This is a genomic window from Streptomyces sp. NPDC017676, from assembly GCF_044329325.1.
Taxonomy (GTDB): Bacteria; Actinomycetota; Actinomycetes; order Streptomycetales; family Streptomycetaceae; genus Streptomyces.
In genome coordinates this window covers 393,708-413,674 of record NZ_JBIRJA010000002.1, presented here as the reverse complement: position 1 = coordinate 413,674, position 19,967 = coordinate 393,708, and the positions used below count along the sequence as shown (strand labels likewise).

Sequence of the window (19,967 nt, the reverse complement as noted above, 5' to 3'; positions counted from 1 at the left end):
TCCGGGAAGATCTACCTCTTCGACCGCAACAAGCCGTTCACCGACGCCCACATCAAGTGGCAGCTGAATCCGGCGGGTTCGGGCCACCCCATGGAGCACCGCTTCCGCGACACGAGCGGCGACGGCCAGGTCCTGCTCGCCGTGACGGCACCCCGGACAGCGGGACTGCGAGCATCTACCGGCGCCGCGACAAGAAGCTGCTGTGGTCCGCGAACGTCCCCAACTACCCGCACGCCATCGAGCGGGCACCGGGCACCGGCGTGGTGGTGGTCGCCGGCCGCAGCAGGGGGCCGGGCGGCGGCGACGCCAAGGGCGGCAGCCTGCACGTCTTCCGGCCCACCGGCAGCCACAGCGGCTCGCTGGTCCGCGCGGGTGCGCCGATCCCCTTCCACCAGGCGCACGGCCTGCTGTGGGACCCGCGACTGGAGCGGATGTGGGCGGCGGGCGGCTCCGTGCTGACGGCCTACCGGATCGTGACGACGGCGAGTTCGGCGCGGCTGGTGGAGGACACCGCCCGCCGGCTCACCGGCTTCCACCACCCGCACGACCTCCAGCCGGACCACCAGCACCCCGGCCGGCTCCTGGTCACCGACACCAACGGCGTCTACGCGGTCGACACCTCGACGATGCGGCGGACGACCCTGCACACGCGCAAGCTGGTGAAGTCGTACGTGCGCCACGCCTCCGGCGAGCAGATGTGGACGGGGGCGGTGGCGGGCGGCAACGCCTTCGGGACGAAGTACGTCCACTTCAACGTGAGCGGGGTCGACCGGGCCCGGCCGGGAGCGATCGTCCACAAGGCCCGGCTCGACACCACGGCGTATCTCTGACGGCTCCCTACGTCGGGCGGCGGCCCGGCAGTTCGGCCTCGATGAGGTCCGCGGCCCGCCGGGTGCCGCCCTCCTGGGCCATCTCCGCCTGCACCTCCTTGAGCCGGCGCGCGACCTCCGGGTCGTCCACCAGGGCGAGCGCGGCCTCGCGGAGGCGGTCGGCGGTGGCCTCCTCGGCGGGCAGGTGCCGGGCGACCCCGAGCGCCTGGAGCATGTCGGCGTTGCCGAACTGGTCGACGGCCTGCGGTACGGCGATCATCGGCGTCCCGGTCGCCAGCCCCTCCTGGCTGCCGCCGGCGCCCGCGTGCGTGACGAACAGGTCGGCCTGCCGCAGGATCGCCTGCTGCGGCACCCAGTCGCGCACGTCGACCCGGGCCGGTACGTCGCCCAGCTCGGCGCGGCTCACATGCCGGCCGACCTGGAGGACGACATGCCATCCGGGCAGGTCGCCGAAGGCGCGCACGCACTCCCGGTAGAAGGCGGGCTGCTTGGTGAAGGCCGAGCCGAGCGAGACCAGGACGACCTTCTCCGCACCGGCGGGCCGCTGCCAGTCGCCCTGGTCGGCGCGGTCGCCCTGACAGGCGCCGACGAAGGTGTGGACGCGCTCGTCCACCCGGTCGGCGTGCGGCTGGAGCGCCTTCGGGATGAGCACGAGGGAGCGCGCGGGGCGGCCGGCGAAGGAGTCCGGGTCCTGGCTGATCCCGTTCTCGGCCAGCCACGCCGCGAACCGGGCGTAGTACGCCCGTCCGCGCTCGGTCTTCCTCGGCTCGGCCCACATCGGCTCGGCGACCTCCTCCTCGTAGCCCTCCCAGGCGACGAGGTTCGGGGAGAGCGAGATCGCCGGGACGCCCCAGCGGTGGGCGAGGACCCGGGCCGAGTAGGAGGTGATGTCGTACAGGACGAGGTCGGGGGTGTCGTCGGCGTAGGCCTCGACGAGCTGGGGGAGCGCCTGGGCGGCGTTGTCCAGGAACGGTTCCACGTTGTCCAGCAGGGTGGTCCCCCAGGCCTCGGGGTCGGCGTCCGGGCCCGGCAGGGTGGAGGTGTAGAGCACGGGCCGGGCCCCGGTGGCGGCCACCTTCTCGGCGAAGACGGGCGGGATGGCGTAGGTGACGCGGTGCCCCCGGGCGACGAGTTCACGGATCACCTCCAGGCTGGGGTTCACATGGCCGTGGGCGGCGACGGAGAACATGGCGATGTGGGCGGGTGCGGTCATGTCCGGAAGGCTAGGCGAGACGAGACGTCTCGTTCAATCGAATTCCCGCCCGGCGCGACGGCGCGTGCGAGGCCGGACCGGCCCCACCCGGACCGGAGGCCGCGCTCAGCGCTGGTAGCGGGCCAGCACCAGATTGCCGTCCCTCTCCAGGCGGCGGCGCAGTTCGGCGAGGCCGATGGCGCCGCTGTAGTACTCCTGGTAGGCCGGGGTGGCCACCTTGTCCTTCCACTCGGGGTAGCCGCGCACGGACTGGGCGGGCGCCGGGCGCAGCCGGGCCGCGAGGGCGGTGCCGGTGGCCCAGCCGTTCTCCGTGGTGTGCAGGGCCGGGTCCTTCAGGGCCTCGGTACCGGTGGGCAGCATCCAGTCGCCGAGTGCGAGGCGGACCATGTTCCTGGGCCGCAGCAGGAAGTCGATGAACGCGACGGCCTCCTTCTTGTGCGGGCAGTCGGCGGAGACGGACAGAGTCTGCGGGCTGACGCCCTGGGTGAGCCCGTCGGCACCCGCCGGCGCGGGCAGCACCTCCCAGTGGAATCCCTCGGGCGCCTGCTGCGCGATCTGCTGGCGGTAGGAGAAGCCCAGCGGGACCATCGCGTACCGGCCGCCGAAGAAGCCCGGCAGAGTGTCCGAGCCGCCGCTGCCGAGCGTGGAGGCGGGCGCGCTGCGGTCGACGGCGACCTGGTCGTGCACGGTGCGCGGTACGACCGCGTCCCCGGCCGTGAACCGTACGGTGACCTTCCCGTCCGCGCCCCGGTGGAACAGCCGCCCGCCCGCCGACAGGGACAGGTTGAGCGTGGCGGAGACAGGCTCCTTCAGCGGCCAGGCCACGCCGTACCGCCCGGGCCCGCTGAGCCGCTTGGCCACCTGCCGGAACTCCGCCCAGCTCCACGGGTGTTCCGGTGTCGGTGTGCGCACCCCGGCCGCGCGCAGCCGGTCCGCGTTCGCGATCAGGACACGGGGTTCCTGGAGGAACGGCACGCCGTAGAGGCCGTTCCCGAACGCGGCCGTCTCCCAGCTGCTCCGTGGGATGTCGGACCTGAGCCGGGCGGGCAGCAGGCCGGTCAGGTCGGCGAGGTAACCGCCGTGGGCGAAGTCGGCGAGGTCGTCGGAGGCGTCGTGGATGACGTCGGGGGCCTCACCGCCCTCGAAGGAGGTGAGCAGCTGGTCGTGCACGCCGTCCCAACTGCCCTGGACGTACTCGACCTTGATGTCCGGGTGGGACGCGTTCCACTCCTTCACCAGCTCCTTGCTGGCGGTGACGGACTCCTGTTGCCAGGCCAGGGACTGGAAGCGCAGGGTGATCGGGCCGCCGTCCGTGCGACCGCCCGGAGAGCAGCCCGCGAGGAGCAGCAGGAGCACGACGAGCGCCGTGGCGCTTCTGGTCCGCACCGGCTCTTCACCGCCCATCAGCTCTTCACCGCCCCGGCGAGCAGGCCGCCCGTGATCCGCCGCTGGACGAGCGCGAAGACGGCCACGGAGGGAAGGGTGGCGAGGAACGCGGCGGCGGCCAGCGGACCGAGGTCGGCCACGCCCTCCGCGCCGATGAAGTGGGTGAGGATCACCGGCAGGGTCTGCCTCTCCGGGCTCTTGAGCAGCACCAGCGCGAAGAAGAACTCGTTCCACGCGGTGACGAACGCGAACAGCGCCGTCGCCGCGATGCCGGGTGCGAGCAGCGGCGCCGTCACCGACACGAGGGTTCTCAGCCGCCCGGCGCCGTCCACGGCCGCCGCCTCCTCCAGTTCGGCGGGCACCGCCCGGACGTGCCCGGTGAGCATCCACAGCGCGAACGGCAGCGCCCACACCACGTACACCAGCACCAGCCCGGTCAGGGAGTCGATCAGCCGCAGGTTCTTCAGCACCAGGAACAGCGGGATGATCACCAGCACGAAGGGGAACGCCTGGCTGACCACCACCCACCCCGTCGCGGCCCGGGTCAGTGGGGAGCGGTGCCGGGCCATGACGTAGGCCATCGGGGTCGCGAGCAGGACCGCGACGACGGCCGTGCAGAGCGCCACCAGCAGGGAGTTCAGCGCGGCGTGCGCCAGCGGCTGCTCCGCGAACGCCTGCCGGACGTTGGCCAGGGTGGGGTGGCGCGGGATCCAGGTGGGGTGCGGGCTGCCCAGCTCCCGCGGGGCCTTGAGCGCGGTGGACAGCAGCCACAGCAAGGGGAAGGCCAGGAAGAGCAGGTAGCCGAGGAGGGCGGCGTACTGTCCGGCGCGGGCCGCGCGGCGGGTCCTCATGCCTCCTCACCGCCCCGCAGCCGGCCGGCCAGGAACACCGCGAGCAGGACCGCGACCACCGCGACGAGCACGCAGCCCATCGCCGCCGCGTAGCCGAACTGGCCGTAACGGAAGGCCTCCTCGTAGGCGAAGAGCATCGGCAGCCGGGTCCTCCCGCCGGGGCCGCCGCTCGTGAGCACGTAGACCAGCGCGAAGGAGTTGAGGTTCCAGATGAGGTTGAGCGCGGTGATGGCGAGGGCCACCGGTCTGAGCGCCGGCCAGGTGACGGTGCGGAAGCGGCGCCAGGCGCCCGCGCCGTCGACCGCCGCGGCCTCGTGGAGTTCGCGCGGGACGTTCTGCAGTCCGGCGAGCAGGGCGACCGTGGTCTGCGGCAGGCCTGCCCAGACGCCGACGACGATCACCGCGGGCAGCGCGGTGGCCAGGCCGCTCAGCCAGTCCCGGCCGGTGCCGAGGCCGAGGTCGCGCAGGGTTTCGTTGAGGACGCCGGCGTCCGGGTTGTAGACGAGGCGCCACATGATGCCGACGACGACCTCGGGCATCGCCCAGGGCACGATCGCTAGGGCGCGGGCCAGGCCGCGCAGGCGCAGATCCTGGTTCAGCAGCAGGGCCAGGCCGAGCGCCAGCAGGAACTGCGGCACGGTCACGCCGGCCGCCCAGACCAGCCCGATCCGGAAAGACTCCCAGAACAGGGTGTCGTGCAGCAGGTCGCGGAAGTTGAGGGCGCCGATCCACCGGGTGGCGGCAGTCCGGCCGGACTGGGCGTCGGTGAAGGCCAGCAGGATGCCGTAGAGCAGCGGGCCGACGCTGAGCAGGAGGATCGGGATGAGGGCGGGCAGGACCAGGAACCAGGCGCCGCGATCGGCGACGCGGCGGCCCGCCGGCCGCCGTGCTCCGGCCGGTGCTGTCCGCGCTTCGGCCACTGATGTCACGGAACCAGCCCCTTTGCCTGCTCCGATGGGCGCGTTCATGTTCGTAAAGGCCCGGTACCCCGTCAAGGGACCGCGCACCAGGGCCGGGCCCGTGCCCGGTGGCCGGCCTGGGCGAATGCGAGACTGGCCGAGGACCGGACGGACACGGCACGGGAAGACGGCACGGAGGCAGGACGATGGACGAGGCACGCGCGCGGGACGTACTGGCCGCGGCGGGAGTGCTGCTGGGCCCGGCCCGGGACGCACGGCTCCTGGCCCTCGGGGAGAACGCGGTGTTCGCGGCCGGCGACCTGGTGGTGAAGGTGGGCCGGGACGCGGAGCTGCTGGGGCGGGCCGAGCGCGAGCTGGCCGTCGCCGGCTGGCTGGCCGAGGCGGACGTGCCCGCGGTTCGGGCGGCAGAGCCGAAGCCGCTGCTGGTGGACGGCCACCCGGTGACCGTGTGGCACCGGCTGCCGGATCCCGTACGGCCGGCCGAGCCGCGGGATCTGGCCGTCCTGCTGCGCGGGGTGCACGCACTGCCCTCTCCTCCCTTCGGGTTGCCGCCCCGCGATCTGCTGGGCGGTGTGGAACGCTGGCTGCGGCTCGCGGGCGACGCGATCGACCCGGAGGACGCGGCCTTCCTCCGTGCGCGCCGTGACGGCTTCGCCGCCGAGGCGGCGGCGCTCACACCGCGTCTGACGCCGGGGCCGATCCATGGGGACGCGCTGCCCCGCAATGTGCACGTCGGGCCGGAGGGGCCGGTCCTGGTCGACCTGGAGACCTTCTCGGCCGATCTGCGCGAGCACGACCTGGTCGCCATGGCTCTCTCCCGCGACCGCTACGGGCTGCCCGCCGAGGCGTACGACTCCTTCACCGAGGCGTACGGGTGGGATGTGCGGGAGTGGGAGGGCTGCGCGGTCCTGCGGGGCGCCCGGGAGACGGCGAGCTGCGCGTGGGTGGCCCAGCACGCGCCGTCCAACCCGAAGGCGCTGGCCGAGTTCCGGCGCCGGGTGGCGTCGCTGCGGGACGGGGACGCGACGGTGCGGTGGTATCCCTTCTGAGGGTGCCCATCGGACGCGGCCCGGCGAGACGGCTGACCGCGCTGCCCGCCACGACGCGCCCGCGGACCGGAACGGCTAGGCGGGCTGGCCCTCGGTCAGTTCCCTGAGCGGCCACCGGCCGTCGACCACCGCGTCCGCTTCCCCCTTGCGCCGCAGGAACGCCTGGAAGTCCGCCGCCCACTGCGCGTACCACTCGATCTGGCGGCGGTGCAGTTCCGCCGGGACCAGGGACGCTATCTTCGGGTGGCGGTCGGCTATCGCGGATGCGAGCCGCGCCGCGGCGAGGGCGTCGGCGCTGGCGTTGTGCGCCGCGCCGAGGACTATGCCGTACTCGGCGCAGACCGCCTCCAGGTTCCGTTTGCCGCGGCGGTAGCGGTCGACCCAGCGGTCGATGGTGTACGGGTCGACGACCGGGGCGGGGTGGGTGCCGCCCAACCGGTCGGTCAGGGACGGCAGACCGTACCGCCGCAGTTCCGCCGAGAGCAGCGTGAGGTCGAACGCCGCGTTGTAGGCGACGACCGGAACGCCCGCCTTCCAGTACGACACCAGGACCTCGGCGATGGCGTCGGCCACCTGGTCGGCCGGGCGGCCCTCGGCCGTCGCGCGTTCGTTGCTGATGCCGTGCACGGCGACCGCGTCGGCCGGGATCTCCACGCCCGGATCGGCCAGCCATTCCCGGCGTCCCATGGGCTCACCGGCCTTGACCTCGATCACGGCGCCCGTGACGATGCGCGCCTCGCGCGGATCGGTCCCGGTCGTCTCCAGGTCGAAGCCGATCAGCAGCTCCCGGTGCCAGCCCATGGGCGGCCCCCCTTCTTGGTGGTGCTTTCCCCCAGTGGCCTCCACCATCGCACGCGGCACTGACAATCAGACGACAGCGTTCCGCTTCCGGGCCCCGCACCGGCCCGCACCCGGCCCCGCAACCCGCCGCCGAACCCGCCCCCGCACCCGGTCCCGGCCGTTCAGGACACCGGGCGCGAATCCGCCCAGGCCAGCTCGAATTCCTCGCGGTATGTCGGGAAGAGTCCGACTTCACCCACGTCATCCGACTTGACCAGCCGGCTGCCGTTGCGCAGCACCAGCACCGGCGACTCCATCCCCCGCGCCCCGCGCAGATAGGACTGCACCACGGCGACGCCGTCGGCGCCGTCGCCGTCCACCAGGTAGGCGGTGAAGCGGGGCGTCTCGTCGTACACCTGGATCTCGAACGCGCCCGGGTCGCGCAGCCGGGACCGCACCCGGCGCATGTGCAGGATGTTCATCTCCACCGAGCGGCTCAGTTCGCCCCGTTTCATCCCGAGTTCGCGTTCGCGGCGCTTGACCGAGCTGGAGGCCGGGTTGAGGAAGAGCAGCCGTACCCGGCAGCCGCTCTCGGCGAGCCGGACCAGGCGCCGTCCGGAGAAGTTCTGCACCAGCAGGTTCAGGCCGATGCCGATGGCGTCGAGCCGACGGGCGCCGCCGAAGATGTCCTCGGCCGGGAACTGGCGCAGCAGCCGTACCCGGTCGGCGTGGACGGCGACGACGTCGGCGTACCGGTCGCCGACCAGGTCCTCGACCGCGTCGACGGGCAGCCGGCGCGCCGAGGGGACGTCACCGCCCGCGCCGAGCATCTCCAGCAGCCGGGCGGAGGCCCGTTCGGCCTGGCTGAGGACCGCCTCGGACAGGGCCCGGTTGCGGGAGACCACGTTGCGGGTGACCTCCAGCTCGTCCAGGGCGAGTTCGAGGTCCCGGCGCTCGTCGAAGTACGGCTCGAAGCACGGCCAGTGCTGCACCACCAGCTCGCGCAGCTGGGGCAGGGTGAGGAAGCTGAGCACGTTGTCGTCGGCCGGGTCGAGCAAGTAGCCCTTGCGGCGGCTGACCTCGCGGACGGCGACCGCGCGCTGCACCCACTCCTGCCCGGCCGGCCCGGCCGCCGCCACGACCCACTCGTCGCCGTGGACGGGTTCGTAGATGGGCCGCAGCACGGCCGCCACGACCGCGCGCAGCCGCTGTTCGACGAGGTTCAGCCAGATGTAGGCCCGGCCGGCCCGCTGGGCGCGGGTGCGCACCTCGCGCCAGGCGTCGGCGTCCCAGTCCAGCTCCGGACCGATGGAACCCGCGTCCATCGGCCGGGCCAGGGACACCGCGCCGGGCGGGACGTCTGTGGAGTTCCCCTCGTGACCCTCGTCACCAGGAGGCAGCTCCAGCCCTCCCGAGCCCACCCGTGCACCGCCTTCCGCTCCCCCGGGCCTTTCCCGTCTCAACGATCAAGGAAGGGTACTCCGCGAGCGGTCGGCGGTGCAGCCGGATGGACAGGTCCGGTTTCCCGGCTGCTGTGCTCAACTACGCCATTCCCAGTGCCCGTTCTCCCATGCCAGCTCCTTCGGAGTGAGCGGATTCATAGCCGTGACGTCCCGCGGGGCTATGGAGAAGCCCTGCCAGTGCACCGGCATGGGCTGCTGGTCCTCGTCCCGGGCGATGTGGTGGAAACCGACGTTCACCCAGACCACGGGGTGTGTGAGGGCCTGGCCGCCCACCCACTTGTCGACCGACTTCGGGTGGCCGGCCGCGCACGTCGGGTTGTTGCTGGCGAACAGCTCGCACTTGTCGTACTCGGTGACGTACATGTCGTGCTTGGTGAAGCTGCGGCCCGGGTACTTGGTGGTCGGCCCGGGGACCAGCTCGTAGGAACGGGCGTGGCCGTCCTTGTTCTTGCCGGTGGCGCTGACCACCCGCCACCAGCGGTAGGTCTTGTAGTCGCCCGCGAGTTCCTTGCCGATCCTGGTGCGGGTGGTCCTGGCGGTCGGGCCCTCCCGTCCGGCCGGGGCGCTGACGGTGGAGTCGTACTGCTCGACCTTCGTCTTCGACGAGCCGTCGAGGCCGAAGTCGAGCCGCCACAAGACGTTGTGGCTGTGGCTGGTGGCGTAGTCCCGGGCACCCTTGCCGATGGGCCAGCCGCGTCCGTCCTGGGCGTTGTAGTCCTCGAAGGAAAGGCTGCCGGTCGCGCCGACGTTCATGTTGATCGTGCCGTCGTCCTGGAAGCGCCACTCGGTGATGTACTCGTACCAGCCGACCTGGTTGACCGTGTAGACCAGCAGGTCCTTGCCCTGCTGCTGGTAGGTCTTGCCCGACTGGAACAGGTCGTGCATCCGGTAGGCGTGGCCGCGCGAACGGGTGGTCGTGCACAGGCCGTTGACGTTCGGGTGGCGCGGGTCGCCGTCCGGGACCTTGACGGTCTTGATGGTGCCGCCGGGGCACTCGCCCGGCGACAGCTCCATCAGCTCCTGGGCGAAGTCCTGGCCCGTCAGGTCGTAGTACTCGTGCTTCCCGTCGTCGTACGGGACGTGGATCTGGCCGAGTCTGGCGCTGTTGAGGACCTTGATCGGCTTGGCCTCGCCCTTCGGCTGGTAGGAGATGTTCTCCAGGACGAGGCCGGCCTTGCTGTCGTAGCGCCAGCACATCCGCCAGGTCGTGCCGGTGGTGAGCTTCTGTTCGATCGTGTAGGCGGTGCTGCAGCCGGGGGCCGCCGCGGCCGGGGCGGTCCCCGGCCGGGCCGCGGCCGGACCGGCGAGGGTCGTCGCGCCGGCGGCCAGCGCGGCCAGGGACACGCCGACGGCCGCGGTCTTGCGGACGGCGCGGCCGAGGCCTCGCGGCCGAACCGCGCCGGACAGGTGCTTCTCGGGCATGAAGAGGTGACTCCCTTACCGGAGTACGGGTGTGAAGGTCGGGCGGCGGCCGGTCAGCCGCGGTCGAGGGCGGCGGTCCTGCGGGCGCTCAGGTCGATCACGAGGTCCCTGGTGTCGATCCACGGCCCGTTGCGGACCTTGGAGAACAGCCGCACGCACCGGTGGGCGCCGCACTTGTCGAGCACCGCGGGCTGGGCGCCGGGCGAGGCCTCGTAGATCCCTCCGCTGAGCTCCAGTTGGTCCGGTGAGGTGAGTTCCTTGCCGGTGGCGTCCTTGTAGTCCGCCTTGAGTCCCGCGCCCAGCGGGCCGGCGATCAGGATCCGGGCCGCCTCGGCGTTCTCGGCGCGGCTCGGCGGCGGCTGGACGCCGCGCTGGGTGCCGGTCCGCTCGACCTTCCCGGTGCTCAGGTTGACGGTCCTGGTGACGAGCGTGTCGTTCTTGTAGTCGTAGAAGGTCACGTCCGCGCGCCGGGGCGCGTCCGGGTCGTCCGCCTCCGCGGCCTCCGGCTCGGCGAGGTCGACGCTCAGCCGCTGCGGTCCGCGGTCGCCGTCGACGTCCCGGGCCGTGGCCGAAAGCCGTCCCGCCGCGGCGATCTTCTCGACCCGCCGCAACTCGTCGTCGGTGAGCGGGTCACGGCCCGTGCCCTGCTTCTCCTCGGCCGGTGCCTGCTCCACGACGCCGGGCGGCGCGGCGTCCGGGTCCTGCCCGGCCTGTCGCGCGGCCCGCGTGCCGCCGCCGGCCCCTCCGGATTCGTCCGCTCCCGCCGTGCCCGGCAAGATGACCGCGACCATCGCGGCGGTCCCCGCCGCCGCGAGGGCCGCACCGGTCAGTACTTTGCCCAGATGGCGGTGGACTGTCTCACGCACATTCTCCCCCTACTCCCCCTGGTCCCCGGGAGTACGTATCTGCCCCGCTGGTTCGGCGCACGGCGGGTACCAGAACCGCCGTGCGCACTGGTCACTGGATAAGAGGGCGGGCGAGCCACGGGAGGTTGCCTCACTTTCGGACGAGACTCGGGGCCAAGGCGGCCCCCGGCGGACGGCACACCTGGGAGAGTCGTATCCATGCAGGTCTGGCCTGGAGAGGCGTATCCGCTCGGCGCCACCTATGACGGCGCCGGAACCAACTTCGCGGTCTTCACGGAGGCCGCGGACCGAGTAGAGCTGTGTCTGTTGCACGACGACGGCTCGGAGACGGCGGTGGAACTGCGCGAGAGCGACGCGTTCGTGCGGCACGCGTACGTGCCGGGCGTGATGCCGGGACAGCGGTACGGGTTCCGGGTGCACGGCCCGTACGACCCCGGACGCGGGCTGCGCTGCAACTCCGCGAAGCTGCTGCTCGACCCGTACGCGAAGGCGATCAGCGGGTCGGTCCGGTGGGGCGAGGAGGTGTACGGCTACCACTTCGGCGCGCCCGAGAGGCGCAACGACCTGGACTCGGCGCCGCACACCATGACCTCGGTGGTGATCAACCCCTATTTCGACTGGGGTGACGACCGCCCGCCGCGCACCGAGTACCACCACACGGTGATCTACGAGGCCCACGTCAAGGGCCTGACCATGCGTCACCCCGGACTGCCGGAGGAGTTGCGCGGCACCTACGCGGCCCTCGCCCACCCGGCGATCATCGAGCACCTGACCAAGCTCGGGGTGACCGCGCTCGAACTGATGCCCGTGCACCAGTTCGTGAACGACCACCGGCTCGTCGACATGGGCTTGAACAACTACTGGGGCTACAACACCATCGGCTTCTTCGCCCCGCACAACGCGTACGCCTCCTGGGGCGACCGCGGCCAGCAGGTGCTGGAGTTCAAGTCGGCGGTCCGGGCGCTGCACGAGGCCGGGATCGAGGTCATCCTGGACGTGGTGTACAACCACACCGCCGAGGGCAACCACCTGGGTCCGACGTTGTCCTTCAAGGGCATCGACAACCCGTCGTACTACCGGCTGACGGAGGACCCGCGCTACTACATGGACACCACGGGCACCGGGAACTCGCTGCTCATGCGGTCCCCGCACGTGCTCCAGCTGATCATGGACTCGCTGCGGTACTGGGTCACCGACATGCACGTCGACGGCTTCCGCTTCGACCTCGCGGCGACCCTCGCCCGGCAGTTCCACGAGGTGGACCGGCTGTCGTCGTTCTTCGACCTGGTGCAGCAGGACCCGGTCGTCTCGCAGGTGAAGCTGATCGCCGAGCCGTGGGACGTGGGCGAGGGCGGTTACCAGGTGGGCAACTTCCCGCCGCTGTGGACCGAGTGGAACGGCAAGTACCGGGACACGGTCCGGGACCTGTGGCGGGGCGAGCAGCGCACGCTCGCCGAGTTCGCCTCCCGGCTGACCGGTTCCTCCGACCTCTACCAGGACGACGGCCGCCGCCCGCTGGCCTCGATCAACTTCGTCACCTGCCACGACGGATTCACGCTGCACGACCTCGTGTCGTACAACGAGAAGCACAACGAGGCGAACGGCGAGGAGAACCGGGACGGCGAGAGCCACAACCGGTCGTGGAACTGCGGGGCGGAGGGGGAGACCGACGACCCGGAGGTGCTGCGGCTGCGCGCACGGCAGATGCGGAACTTCATCGCCACGCTGATGCTGTCCCAGGGCGTGCCGATGATCAGCCACGGCGACGAGTTCGCGCGCACCCAGCGCGGCAACAACAACGCCTACTGCCAGGACAACGAGCTGTCCTGGGTGGACTGGCCGGAGTCCCTGGAGAGCGACCTGCTGGAGTTCACGCGCGCGATGGTGTGGCTGCGCCGCGACCACCCCGTCCTGCGCCGGCGCCGCTTCTTCCACGGCCGTCCGGTGGAGGGCACCCACGACGAGCTGTCCGACATCGCCTGGTTCACCCCCGAGGGCGGGGAGATGACGCAACGGGACTGGACCTCGGCGCAGGCGTCCGCGCTGACCGTGTTCCTGAACGGCAACGCCATCTCCGAGCCCGGCCCACGCGGCGAGCGCATCACCGACGACTCCTTCCTGCTGATGTTCAACGCCTCCCCCGAGCCGCTGGACTTCCTGGTGCCGGTCGACCACGGCCGCCAGTGGCAGGTGGTCGTCGACACGGCCCGCCCGGAAGGGGTCCCACCGGGAGCGGGCGCGAAGGTGGCGGCCGGCGACCGCATCACCCTGCCGGACCGCAGCTTGACGGTGCTGCAACGGCCGGCGTAGGGGGTCGTGAGGTTCGCGCACCGCGGGGAGCCGTCTCGCCCACGCGCGCGTGAGGGCCCCGCGCCCACGCGCGCGTGGGAGGGGGTCGCACGTCCCCACGCGCGCGTGGGGGTCGCTCGCCCGTACGCACGCGCGCGTGTCGGGTGCGCGGGAGGTACGCGCGGGTGGTCGGCGTAGGCGCTGTACGCGTGCGTGGCCGCGTGGGCGCTGTACGCGCGCGGTGCCGAGGTCCGCGTGGGCGGTGCCGGGCGGCTCGGGCATCGCTTCCGCGCGGGCCGCCTCGTCTGCGACGGCGTGCCCACGAGGGCCGCGATGGCGCCCACGGCGGTCCCAGAGGGCCAGGACGGGCGCAGGCTGCCCGGTGGGCGAGTCCGGCGACGAGAGGGGCCACGGCGGGCGCGTCGGCGAGCACCGCCCTCCGCTGCCCGTGCCGGTCCACGAGCTGCCGCACCGGCGGTCCCCCGGCCACCTGGCCCAACGCGGGGCCGCCGCCGGGCGGCCGGGCCGTGCCGGTCCACGAGCTGCCGCACCGGCGGTCCCCCGGCCACCTGGCCCAACGCGGGCGCGCCACCGGGTGGCCGGGTCGTGTCGGGGGAACCGCCGGCGCGGGCGGACGGCGGCACGCAGCCGAAGCGGACGGTCGCCGCCGGCAGTCGCCCCGGGAGGGGCCCGCGCGGCGGCGGTGGTCCCGGCAGGCCGGTCACGGGGCGGAGGGCGTCCCACGGACCGCGCCGCCCCGCTTCCCCGCCGCCCCCAGCGCGCGGCGCCGGACACGCGTGCGTGATCCGGGCACAGGTCGATGACACGAAAGACGGCGAGCGGGGTACGTAGCTTCCCATGACTTCTGCGCGACCCGGACCGGGGGTGCCCACGGCCACCTACCGGCTGCAGCTCCAGCCCGCGTTCCCGTTCGCCGCCGCCGAAGCGGCCGTACCGTACCTGGCGTCGCTCGGCGTCTCGCACCTGCACCTGTCCCCCGTCCTGGAGGCCGTCCCGGGCTCCGCGCACGGTTACGACGTCGTGGACCACACGCGCGTGCGCGCGGAGCTGGGCGGCGAGGAGGGGTTGCGCGCGCTGGCGCGCACGGCGCACGAGCACGGCCTCGGCCTGGTGGTGGACATCGTGCCGAACCACATGGCACTGGCCCCCCGGCACAACCCCGCCCTGTGGGAGGTGCTGCGCGAGGGACCCGACTCGCCCTACGCGCGTTGGTTCGACATCGACTGGAAGGCGCAGGGCGGCCGGGTGCTGCTGCCGGTGCTCGGCGGCCCGGTCGGCTCCGAGGCGGCGCACCTGGTGGTCGACGGTGATGTGCTGCGCTACCACGACCACGCCTTCCCGCTCCGCCCAGGCACCGAGCACCTGCCGCTGCCCCGGCTGCTGGACGCCCAGTGGTACCGCCCGGTGTGGTGGCGGCTGGCCCGCACGGAGCTGAACTACCGGCGCTTCTTCAGCATCTCGGAGCTGATCGGGGTGCGGGTGGAGGACCCGGAGGTCTTCGACGCCACGCACGGCACGATCCTGCGGCTGCTGGCGGAGGGCGTGTTCGACGGGCTGCGGATCGACCATCCCGACGGGCTCGCCGACCCCGACGGCTACCTCGCGCGGCTGCACGAGGCGACCGGCGGGCGCTGGACGGTCGTGGAGAAGATCCTGGCCGACGGCGAGCACCTGCCGGCCTCCTGGCCCGTCGCGGGCACCACGGGCTACGACGCCCTGCGGCACGTCGACGGCCTGTTCACGGACCGCACCGGGGCGTACGAACTGCTGGGCCGCTACCGGGCCTTCGCGGCCCCGCAGACCGACCGGGGCGGCAACTGGGAGGCCACGGTCCGGCGGGCGGCGTACAAGGTGCTCACGCACGAGCTGGCCACCGAGACGGACCGGCTCACCCGGGTGGCGGCCCGGCTCTGCGCCGCCTCGCCCGACCTGTCGCTGCGCGACCGCGCGCCCTGGGCACTGCGGACGGCCGTGGAGGAGCTGCTGGTCCGGATGCGGGTCTACCGGCCGTACGCCTCCGGTGACGCGTCCGCGGTGATCACCGAGGGGGCCGCCGAGGAGGCCCGGCTGGCCTTCGTGGTGCCCGAGGAGGCCGAGGCCGTCGGCGTCGTGCGCCGGCTGCTGGTCGAGCCGCCCGGTGACCCGTCGGCGCCGGACCACGCCGACCGGGTGGAGTTCCGCACCCGGTTCGCGCAGACCGCGTCGGCGCTGCGTGCCAAGTCGGTGGAGGACACGGCGTTCTACCGCTACGTGCCGCTGCTGTCGGCGACCGAGGTGGGCGGCGACCCGGGCAGCCCGGGGGTGTCCGCGGAGGAGTTCCACGCGTACTGCGCGCGCGTGCAGCGCGATTGGCCGCTCACCGGCACGGTCGTCTCCACGCACGACACCAAGCGCAGCGCGGACGTGCGCGCCGCGCTGGCCGTGCTCACCGAGTGCCCGGACCGCTGGGCGGAACTGCTCGCCGAGGTGACCCTGCCCGAGGAGGGCGTACCGGACGGACAGCTGGCCTGGGCGGCCTGGCAGACGGTCTTCGGGCTGGGGCCGGCCGAGGAGGAACGGGTCCAGCAGGCGCTGCTGAAGCATGTGCGCGAGGCGGGCATGTACACCAGCTGGACGGAGCAGGAACCGCCGTACGAGGAGGCGGTGGCGTCCTTCGTCGCCGCCGGGCCGTGCGGGCCGCCCGGCGAGCGCGTGGCGGCGTTCCGGAAGGCGTTGGAGCCGTACGTGCGGACCAATGTCCTCGGCACCGCGCTGGTCCATCTGACGATGCCGGGGGTGCCGGACGTGTACCAGGGCACGGAGGGCGAGTACCGGGCGCTGGTGGACCCGGACAACCGGCGGCCGGTGGCGTTCCCGCCGGAGGCGCCCGGCGAGAAGGACGCGCTGACGGCGGCGGCGCTGCGGCTGCGTGCCCGGCGTCCGGAGGCCTTCGGCGCGGGCGCGTCGTACGACCCGCTGACGGCGGAGGGCCCGGCGGCCGACCACTGCCTGGCGTTCGCCCGCTCCGGGTCGGTGGTCACGGTGGTGACCCGGCTGTCCCTGCGGCTCGCGGAGGCGGGCGGGTGGCGGGACACCCGTCTGCCGCTCCCGCCGGGCCGCTGGGCGGACGTCCTCGTCCCGGGCCGGGAGTTCACCGGCCAGGCGTCCGTGGCGGAGCTCCTGGACCGACTGCCGGTGGCACTGCTGGAACGGGTGGCGGAGGACTGAGGGCGCCGGGCCGGCCCAGCGGGCGGGTGGGGCGCAGGGCTGCGCGGCGGAGGGTCGCCCGCCGGACGGCCGCGCGGCGGGCGGTCGTGCGGCGGGTGGTCGTGCGCCAACACGCCAGACATGTGCCGTAGCGACCGGTAAGCACTGGTCAGCGGGTGGCCGAGCTCGGACTGGCCGGATCCTCCGTCACGGGCAGGCACTCGGAGAGCAGGTCGACGATGTCGCGCCAGGCTCGCTGCGCGTGCCGTGGGTGGTAGCCGACGCCGGGGACCACGGGGTGGTCGACCGGCGGGTGGTGGAAGGCGTGCAAGGCGCCGCCGTAGACCACGAGGCGCCAGTCGACGCCGGCGGCCTGCATCTCGGCGGTGAACGCGTTCCGTTGCGCGGGCGGCATGATCGGGTCTTCCGACCCGACCCCGGCCCACACCGGGCAGCGAATGCGCGCCGCCTCGCCCGGTCGGCCCGTGGTCAGCGCGTTGACCGTCCCGATCGCGCGCAGGTCGACGCCGTCGCGCCCGAGTTCCAGCCCGACGGCGCCCCCGGTGCCGTAGCCGATGGCGGCGATCCGGTCGGGGTCGGTCCGCGGTTCGGCGCGCAACACGTCGAGCGCCGCGTGGCCGATGCCACGCATCCGGTCGGGATCAGCGAGCAGCGGCATGCAACGGGCCAGCATCTCCTCGGGGTCAGCCACATAGCGCCCGCCGTGAAGGTCGAAGGCCAGCGCCACATATCCCAGCTCGGCGAGAGCATCGGCCCGACGGCGCTCGACGTCGCTGAGCCCCATGCCCTCCGGCCCGAGCAGCACAGCGGGCCGGCGGTCGACACCGGCCGGGAGCGCGAGGTGCCCGACCATCGTCAGACCGTCGGCCGGATACTCGACCGTGCGCGTCGTGATCGTTGTCATGAGTCCGGACTGTAGTGATCGTCGAGCCCGGTCCGGCCGGTGTTCTGCGGCTGGCAGAACGCCCCGGGTTGCAGGATTCTGGCGTATACCGGCCCGGCCCACTGGAGGGGTGTCACCAGCCAGGCACCTCACGGTTCAGGCGGCCTGGTCGAGCCCGCCGCGTGTCTCGGTCACACCCCGAGCCCAGCCGCCCGGCGCACCGCTGCCCCCGCGCGCGGCGTCCCGCACGCCGTCACGCCGCGGGCGGCCCGCAGTCCCCGTGCTGGCCGTGGGAGCTCGGGGGCGGCCAGGCGGCGCGCAGGAGGTCCACGAAGGCCGCGGCGGCGCCCGTGGGCGGCACGCGCGCGTAGACGGTCAGGGGGCGCTTCCAGGGCGGGTCCGGGGTGAGGACGACGCAGTCCTCGCCGACGGCGCCCCGCACGATGTGGGCGGGCGCGGCGCACACCCCGACGCCGGCGGCGGCCATGCGGACGGCCGTGGAGGTGTGCTCGGTCCACACGGCGGTGCGCGGCCGGAACCCGGCGTTCCCGCAGGCCCGGTCGAGGAAGCGTTCGCCGTGCACGACGGGTTCCATGGCGCAGCGGACCCAGGAGTGGTCGGCGAGTTCCGGGAGGGTGACCGTCGTACGCCCCGCGAGCCGGTCGTCGAAGGGCACGACGAGGACGACCTCCTCCTCGCCGACGGGCACGACGGTGCCGGGCCACCCGGCCGGCTCGGGGCCGACGGCGAGGTCGGCGGTGCCGCGCTGCACCGCCTCCTCCAGGGCCTCGGTGGTGGCGTACTCGTGCAGGCGCAGCAGGACCCGGGGGTGAGCCGCGCGCCAGCGGGCGAAGACGTCGGGCAGGGGGCCGACCGCGATGGAGTGGAGGGCCGCGACGTGCAGCTCGCCGCCCTCGGCGCCGGCGGTCGCGCGGGCCGCACGGCGGGCCTGGGTCGCGCTGCGGACGGCGAGTTCGGCGTGCGGCAGGAAGGCACGGCCCATCGGGGTGAGGCGCACGCCCCGGGGCAGGCGCTCCAGCAGTGCGCCGCCGACCGACTTCTCCAGTGCCTTGATCTGGTGGGAGAGCGCGGACTGGGTGACGTGCAGGGCGTCCGCCGCGCGCGTGAACGACGCCTCCTGGACGACCGTCACGAAGTACTCCATCTGGCGCAGGCTCACGTCCCCGCACCTTTCCCCGTCCTGGCATGAAGATCGTGCATGGAGTCCACAAGAACATTGCCTTGGACTCATGACAAGGGGTGGACGGAGGGTGGATGCCATGACCATCGACACGGGCATCACCACATCCGACGTGATCGTCGTCGGCGGCGGCACCGGCGGTTACAGCACCGCCCTGCGCGCGGCCGGCCTGGGCCTGGACGTCACCCTCGTCGAACGCGACAAGGTCGGCGGAACGTGCCTGCACCGGGGCTGCATCCCCAGCAAGGCGATGCTGCACGCAGCCGAGCTGGTCGACGGGATCTCCGAGGCCCGCGAGCGCTGGGGCGTGAAGGCGACCGTGGACTCCGTCGACTGGGGAGCGCTGACGGCCACGCGCGACGACATCGTCGCGCGCAACCACAAGGGGGTCGAGGCGCATCTCGCGCACGCGGGCGTGCGGGTCGTGCGAGGCAGCGCACGGCTGACCGGGGCACGCACGGTGCGGGTCGAGAGCGTGGGTACGAACCGTGCGCCGGGCGCGCTTACGGAGGCTTCGCCCGGCGTGCGTACCGAGAGCGCGCCCGGCGTGCACGATCTCATCGCGCGCCGTGCGCTTGTCCTCGCGACCGGCTCCCGCCCGCGCACGCTCCCGGGGCTCGATCCGGACGGACGGCGCGTGGTGACGAGCGACGACGCACTGTTCGCGCCGGGGCTCCCGGCGTCGGTCCTGGTGCTGGGCGGGGGCGCGATCGGGGTGGAGTACGCCTCCTTCCACCGGTCCATGGGCGCCGAGGTCACCCTGGTGGAGGCCGCCGACCGGATCGTGCCACTGGAGGACGCCGACGTCAGCCGGCATCTGACGCGTGGTCTGAAGAAGCGCGGGATCGATGTCCAGGCGGGCGCGCGGCTGCTGGACGCGGAGCTGCTGGAGAACGGCGTACGCGCGCGCGTGCGCACCGCCCGGGGAGAGACCCGGACGGTGACGGCGGAGCGGCTGCTGGTGGCCGTGGGCCGGGCTCCCGTCACCGAGGGCCTCGGCCTGGACGCGGCCGGGCTGACGACGGACGAGCGGGGGTTCGTCGTACCGGCGGACTGGAACCGGCTGGAGACGGCCGTGCCCGGCGTCCATGTCGTCGGCGACCTGCTGCCGCCGCCGTCGCTCGGCCTCGCCCACGCCTCGTTCGCGGAAGGCCTGCTGGTGGCCGAGACCGTGGCCGGGCTGGAGTCGCCGCCGGTCGACTACGCGGCCGTGCCCCGGGTGACGTACTCCTCGCCGCAGACCGCCTCGGTGGGGCTGAGCGAGGCCGAGGCACGCGCGCGTGGGCACGAGGTCGACGTCAACACGATGCCGCTGACCGCCGTCGCCAAGGGGATGGTGCACGGCCAGGGCGGCATGGTGAAGGTCGTGGCGGAGGCCGGCGGCGGGCAGGTGCTCGGCGTCCACCTGGTCGGCCCCAACGTGTCGGAGATGATCGCCGAGAGCCAGCTGATCGTCGGCTGGGACGCCGAGCCCTCGGACGTGGCCCGGCACGTCCACGCGCACCCCACCCTGTCGGAGGCGGTGGGCGAGGTGTTCCTGACGCTGGCGGGACGCGGCCTGCACCAGCAGTGAGCCCACGGAACGC

The 19,967-nt window shown here is 73.3% G+C and carries 14 protein-coding genes and 1 pseudogene; 5 read left to right on the top strand and 10 right to left on the bottom strand.

Annotated features, from left to right (window positions below):
* The first annotated feature begins 56 nt into the window (after positions 1-56).
* Complete coding sequence (locus tag ACH4LD_RS06045; protein WP_398054577.1) at positions 57-830, top strand: hypothetical protein; 774 nt, start codon at positions 57-59, stop codon at positions 828-830.
* Positions 831-837: 7 nt separating this feature from the next.
* Here ACH4LD_RS06045 and mgt read toward each other — a convergent pair.
* The 4 genes and pseudogenes from mgt to ACH4LD_RS06025 form a co-directional block, all read right to left on the bottom strand.
* Positions 838-2,086 (bottom strand): annotated as a pseudogene (gene mgt, locus ACH4LD_RS06040) (macrolide-inactivating glycosyltransferase).
* Positions 2,087-2,148: 62 nt separating this feature from the next.
* Complete coding sequence (locus ACH4LD_RS06035; RefSeq protein ID WP_398054333.1) at positions 2,149-3,447, bottom strand: ABC transporter substrate-binding protein; 1,299 nt, start codon at positions 3,445-3,447, stop codon at positions 2,149-2,151.
* Positions 3,447-4,280 carry a carbohydrate ABC transporter permease gene (locus ACH4LD_RS06030; protein ID WP_398054334.1) on the bottom strand — a complete coding sequence of 278 codons (834 nt, stop codon included), beginning with the start codon at positions 4,278-4,280 and terminating at the stop codon, positions 3,447-3,449. Before ACH4LD_RS06030 ends, ACH4LD_RS06035 begins: the two co-directional genes overlap by 1 nt.
* Entirely contained in the window at positions 4,277-5,248 is a 972-nt protein-coding gene (locus ACH4LD_RS06025) for a carbohydrate ABC transporter permease (RefSeq protein WP_398106157.1), read from the bottom strand. The genes ACH4LD_RS06030 and ACH4LD_RS06025 overlap by 4 nt, the downstream gene beginning before the upstream one ends.
* A 137-nt stretch (positions 5,249-5,385) precedes the next feature.
* On the opposite strand from ACH4LD_RS06025, the gene ACH4LD_RS06020 reads away from it, so the two are divergent.
* Complete coding sequence (locus tag ACH4LD_RS06020) at positions 5,386-6,249, top strand: phosphotransferase enzyme family protein (protein ID WP_398054336.1); 864 nt, start codon at positions 5,386-5,388, stop codon at positions 6,247-6,249.
* A gap of 75 nt (positions 6,250-6,324) precedes the next feature.
* Here ACH4LD_RS06020 and ACH4LD_RS06015 read toward each other — a convergent pair whose 3' ends face one another.
* The 4 genes from ACH4LD_RS06015 to ACH4LD_RS06000 form a co-directional block, all read right to left on the bottom strand.
* The gene (locus ACH4LD_RS06015) at positions 6,325-7,050 is read right to left on the bottom strand and encodes a 3'-5' exonuclease (RefSeq protein WP_398054337.1); all 726 of its coding nucleotides are present in this window, start codon (positions 7,048-7,050) and stop codon (positions 6,325-6,327) included.
* 161 nt (positions 7,051-7,211) lie between these two features.
* A complete protein-coding gene (locus ACH4LD_RS06010; protein WP_103811629.1) occupies positions 7,212-8,450 on the bottom strand; it encodes an SAV2148 family HEPN domain-containing protein in 1,239 nt (412 codons plus the stop codon).
* Between the two features lie 117 nt (positions 8,451-8,567).
* Positions 8,568-9,914, bottom strand: a complete 1,347-nt coding sequence (locus ACH4LD_RS06005) for a copper amine oxidase (RefSeq protein WP_398054338.1) — start codon at positions 9,912-9,914, stop codon at positions 8,568-8,570.
* A gap of 53 nt (positions 9,915-9,967) precedes the next feature.
* Positions 9,968-10,780: a Tat pathway signal sequence domain protein gene (locus tag ACH4LD_RS06000; protein ID WP_398054339.1), complete on the bottom strand. Its 813-nt coding sequence runs from the start codon at positions 10,778-10,780 to the stop codon at positions 9,968-9,970.
* 198 nt (positions 10,781-10,978) lie between these two features.
* On the opposite strand from ACH4LD_RS06000, the gene glgX reads away from it, so the two are divergent.
* Both glgX and treY read left to right on the top strand, forming a co-directional pair.
* Positions 10,979-13,090, top strand: coding sequence for a glycogen debranching protein GlgX (gene glgX / locus ACH4LD_RS05995; protein WP_398054340.1), 2,112 nt, complete (start codon positions 10,979-10,981; stop codon positions 13,088-13,090).
* 837 nt (positions 13,091-13,927) lie between these two features.
* Positions 13,928-16,297: a malto-oligosyltrehalose synthase gene (gene treY, locus ACH4LD_RS05990; protein ID WP_398054341.1), complete on the top strand. Its 2,370-nt coding sequence runs from the start codon at positions 13,928-13,930 to the stop codon at positions 16,295-16,297.
* Positions 16,298-16,445: 148 nt separating this feature from the next.
* Here treY and ACH4LD_RS05985 read toward each other — a convergent pair whose 3' ends face one another.
* Positions 16,446-17,201 carry a dienelactone hydrolase family protein gene (locus ACH4LD_RS05985; RefSeq protein WP_398054342.1) on the bottom strand — a complete coding sequence of 252 codons (756 nt, stop codon included), beginning with the start codon at positions 17,199-17,201 and terminating at the stop codon, positions 16,446-16,448.
* A 232-nt stretch (positions 17,202-17,433) separates the two neighbouring features.
* Positions 17,434-18,360, bottom strand: a complete 927-nt coding sequence (locus ACH4LD_RS05980; RefSeq protein WP_398054343.1) for a LysR substrate-binding domain-containing protein — start codon at positions 18,358-18,360, stop codon at positions 17,434-17,436.
* Between the two features lie 100 nt (positions 18,361-18,460).
* On the opposite strand from ACH4LD_RS05980, the gene lpdA reads away from it, so the two are divergent.
* Complete coding sequence (gene lpdA / locus ACH4LD_RS05975) at positions 18,461-19,954, top strand: dihydrolipoyl dehydrogenase (protein WP_398054344.1); 1,494 nt, start codon at positions 18,461-18,463, stop codon at positions 19,952-19,954.
* Positions 19,955-19,967: the final 13 nt, after the last annotated feature.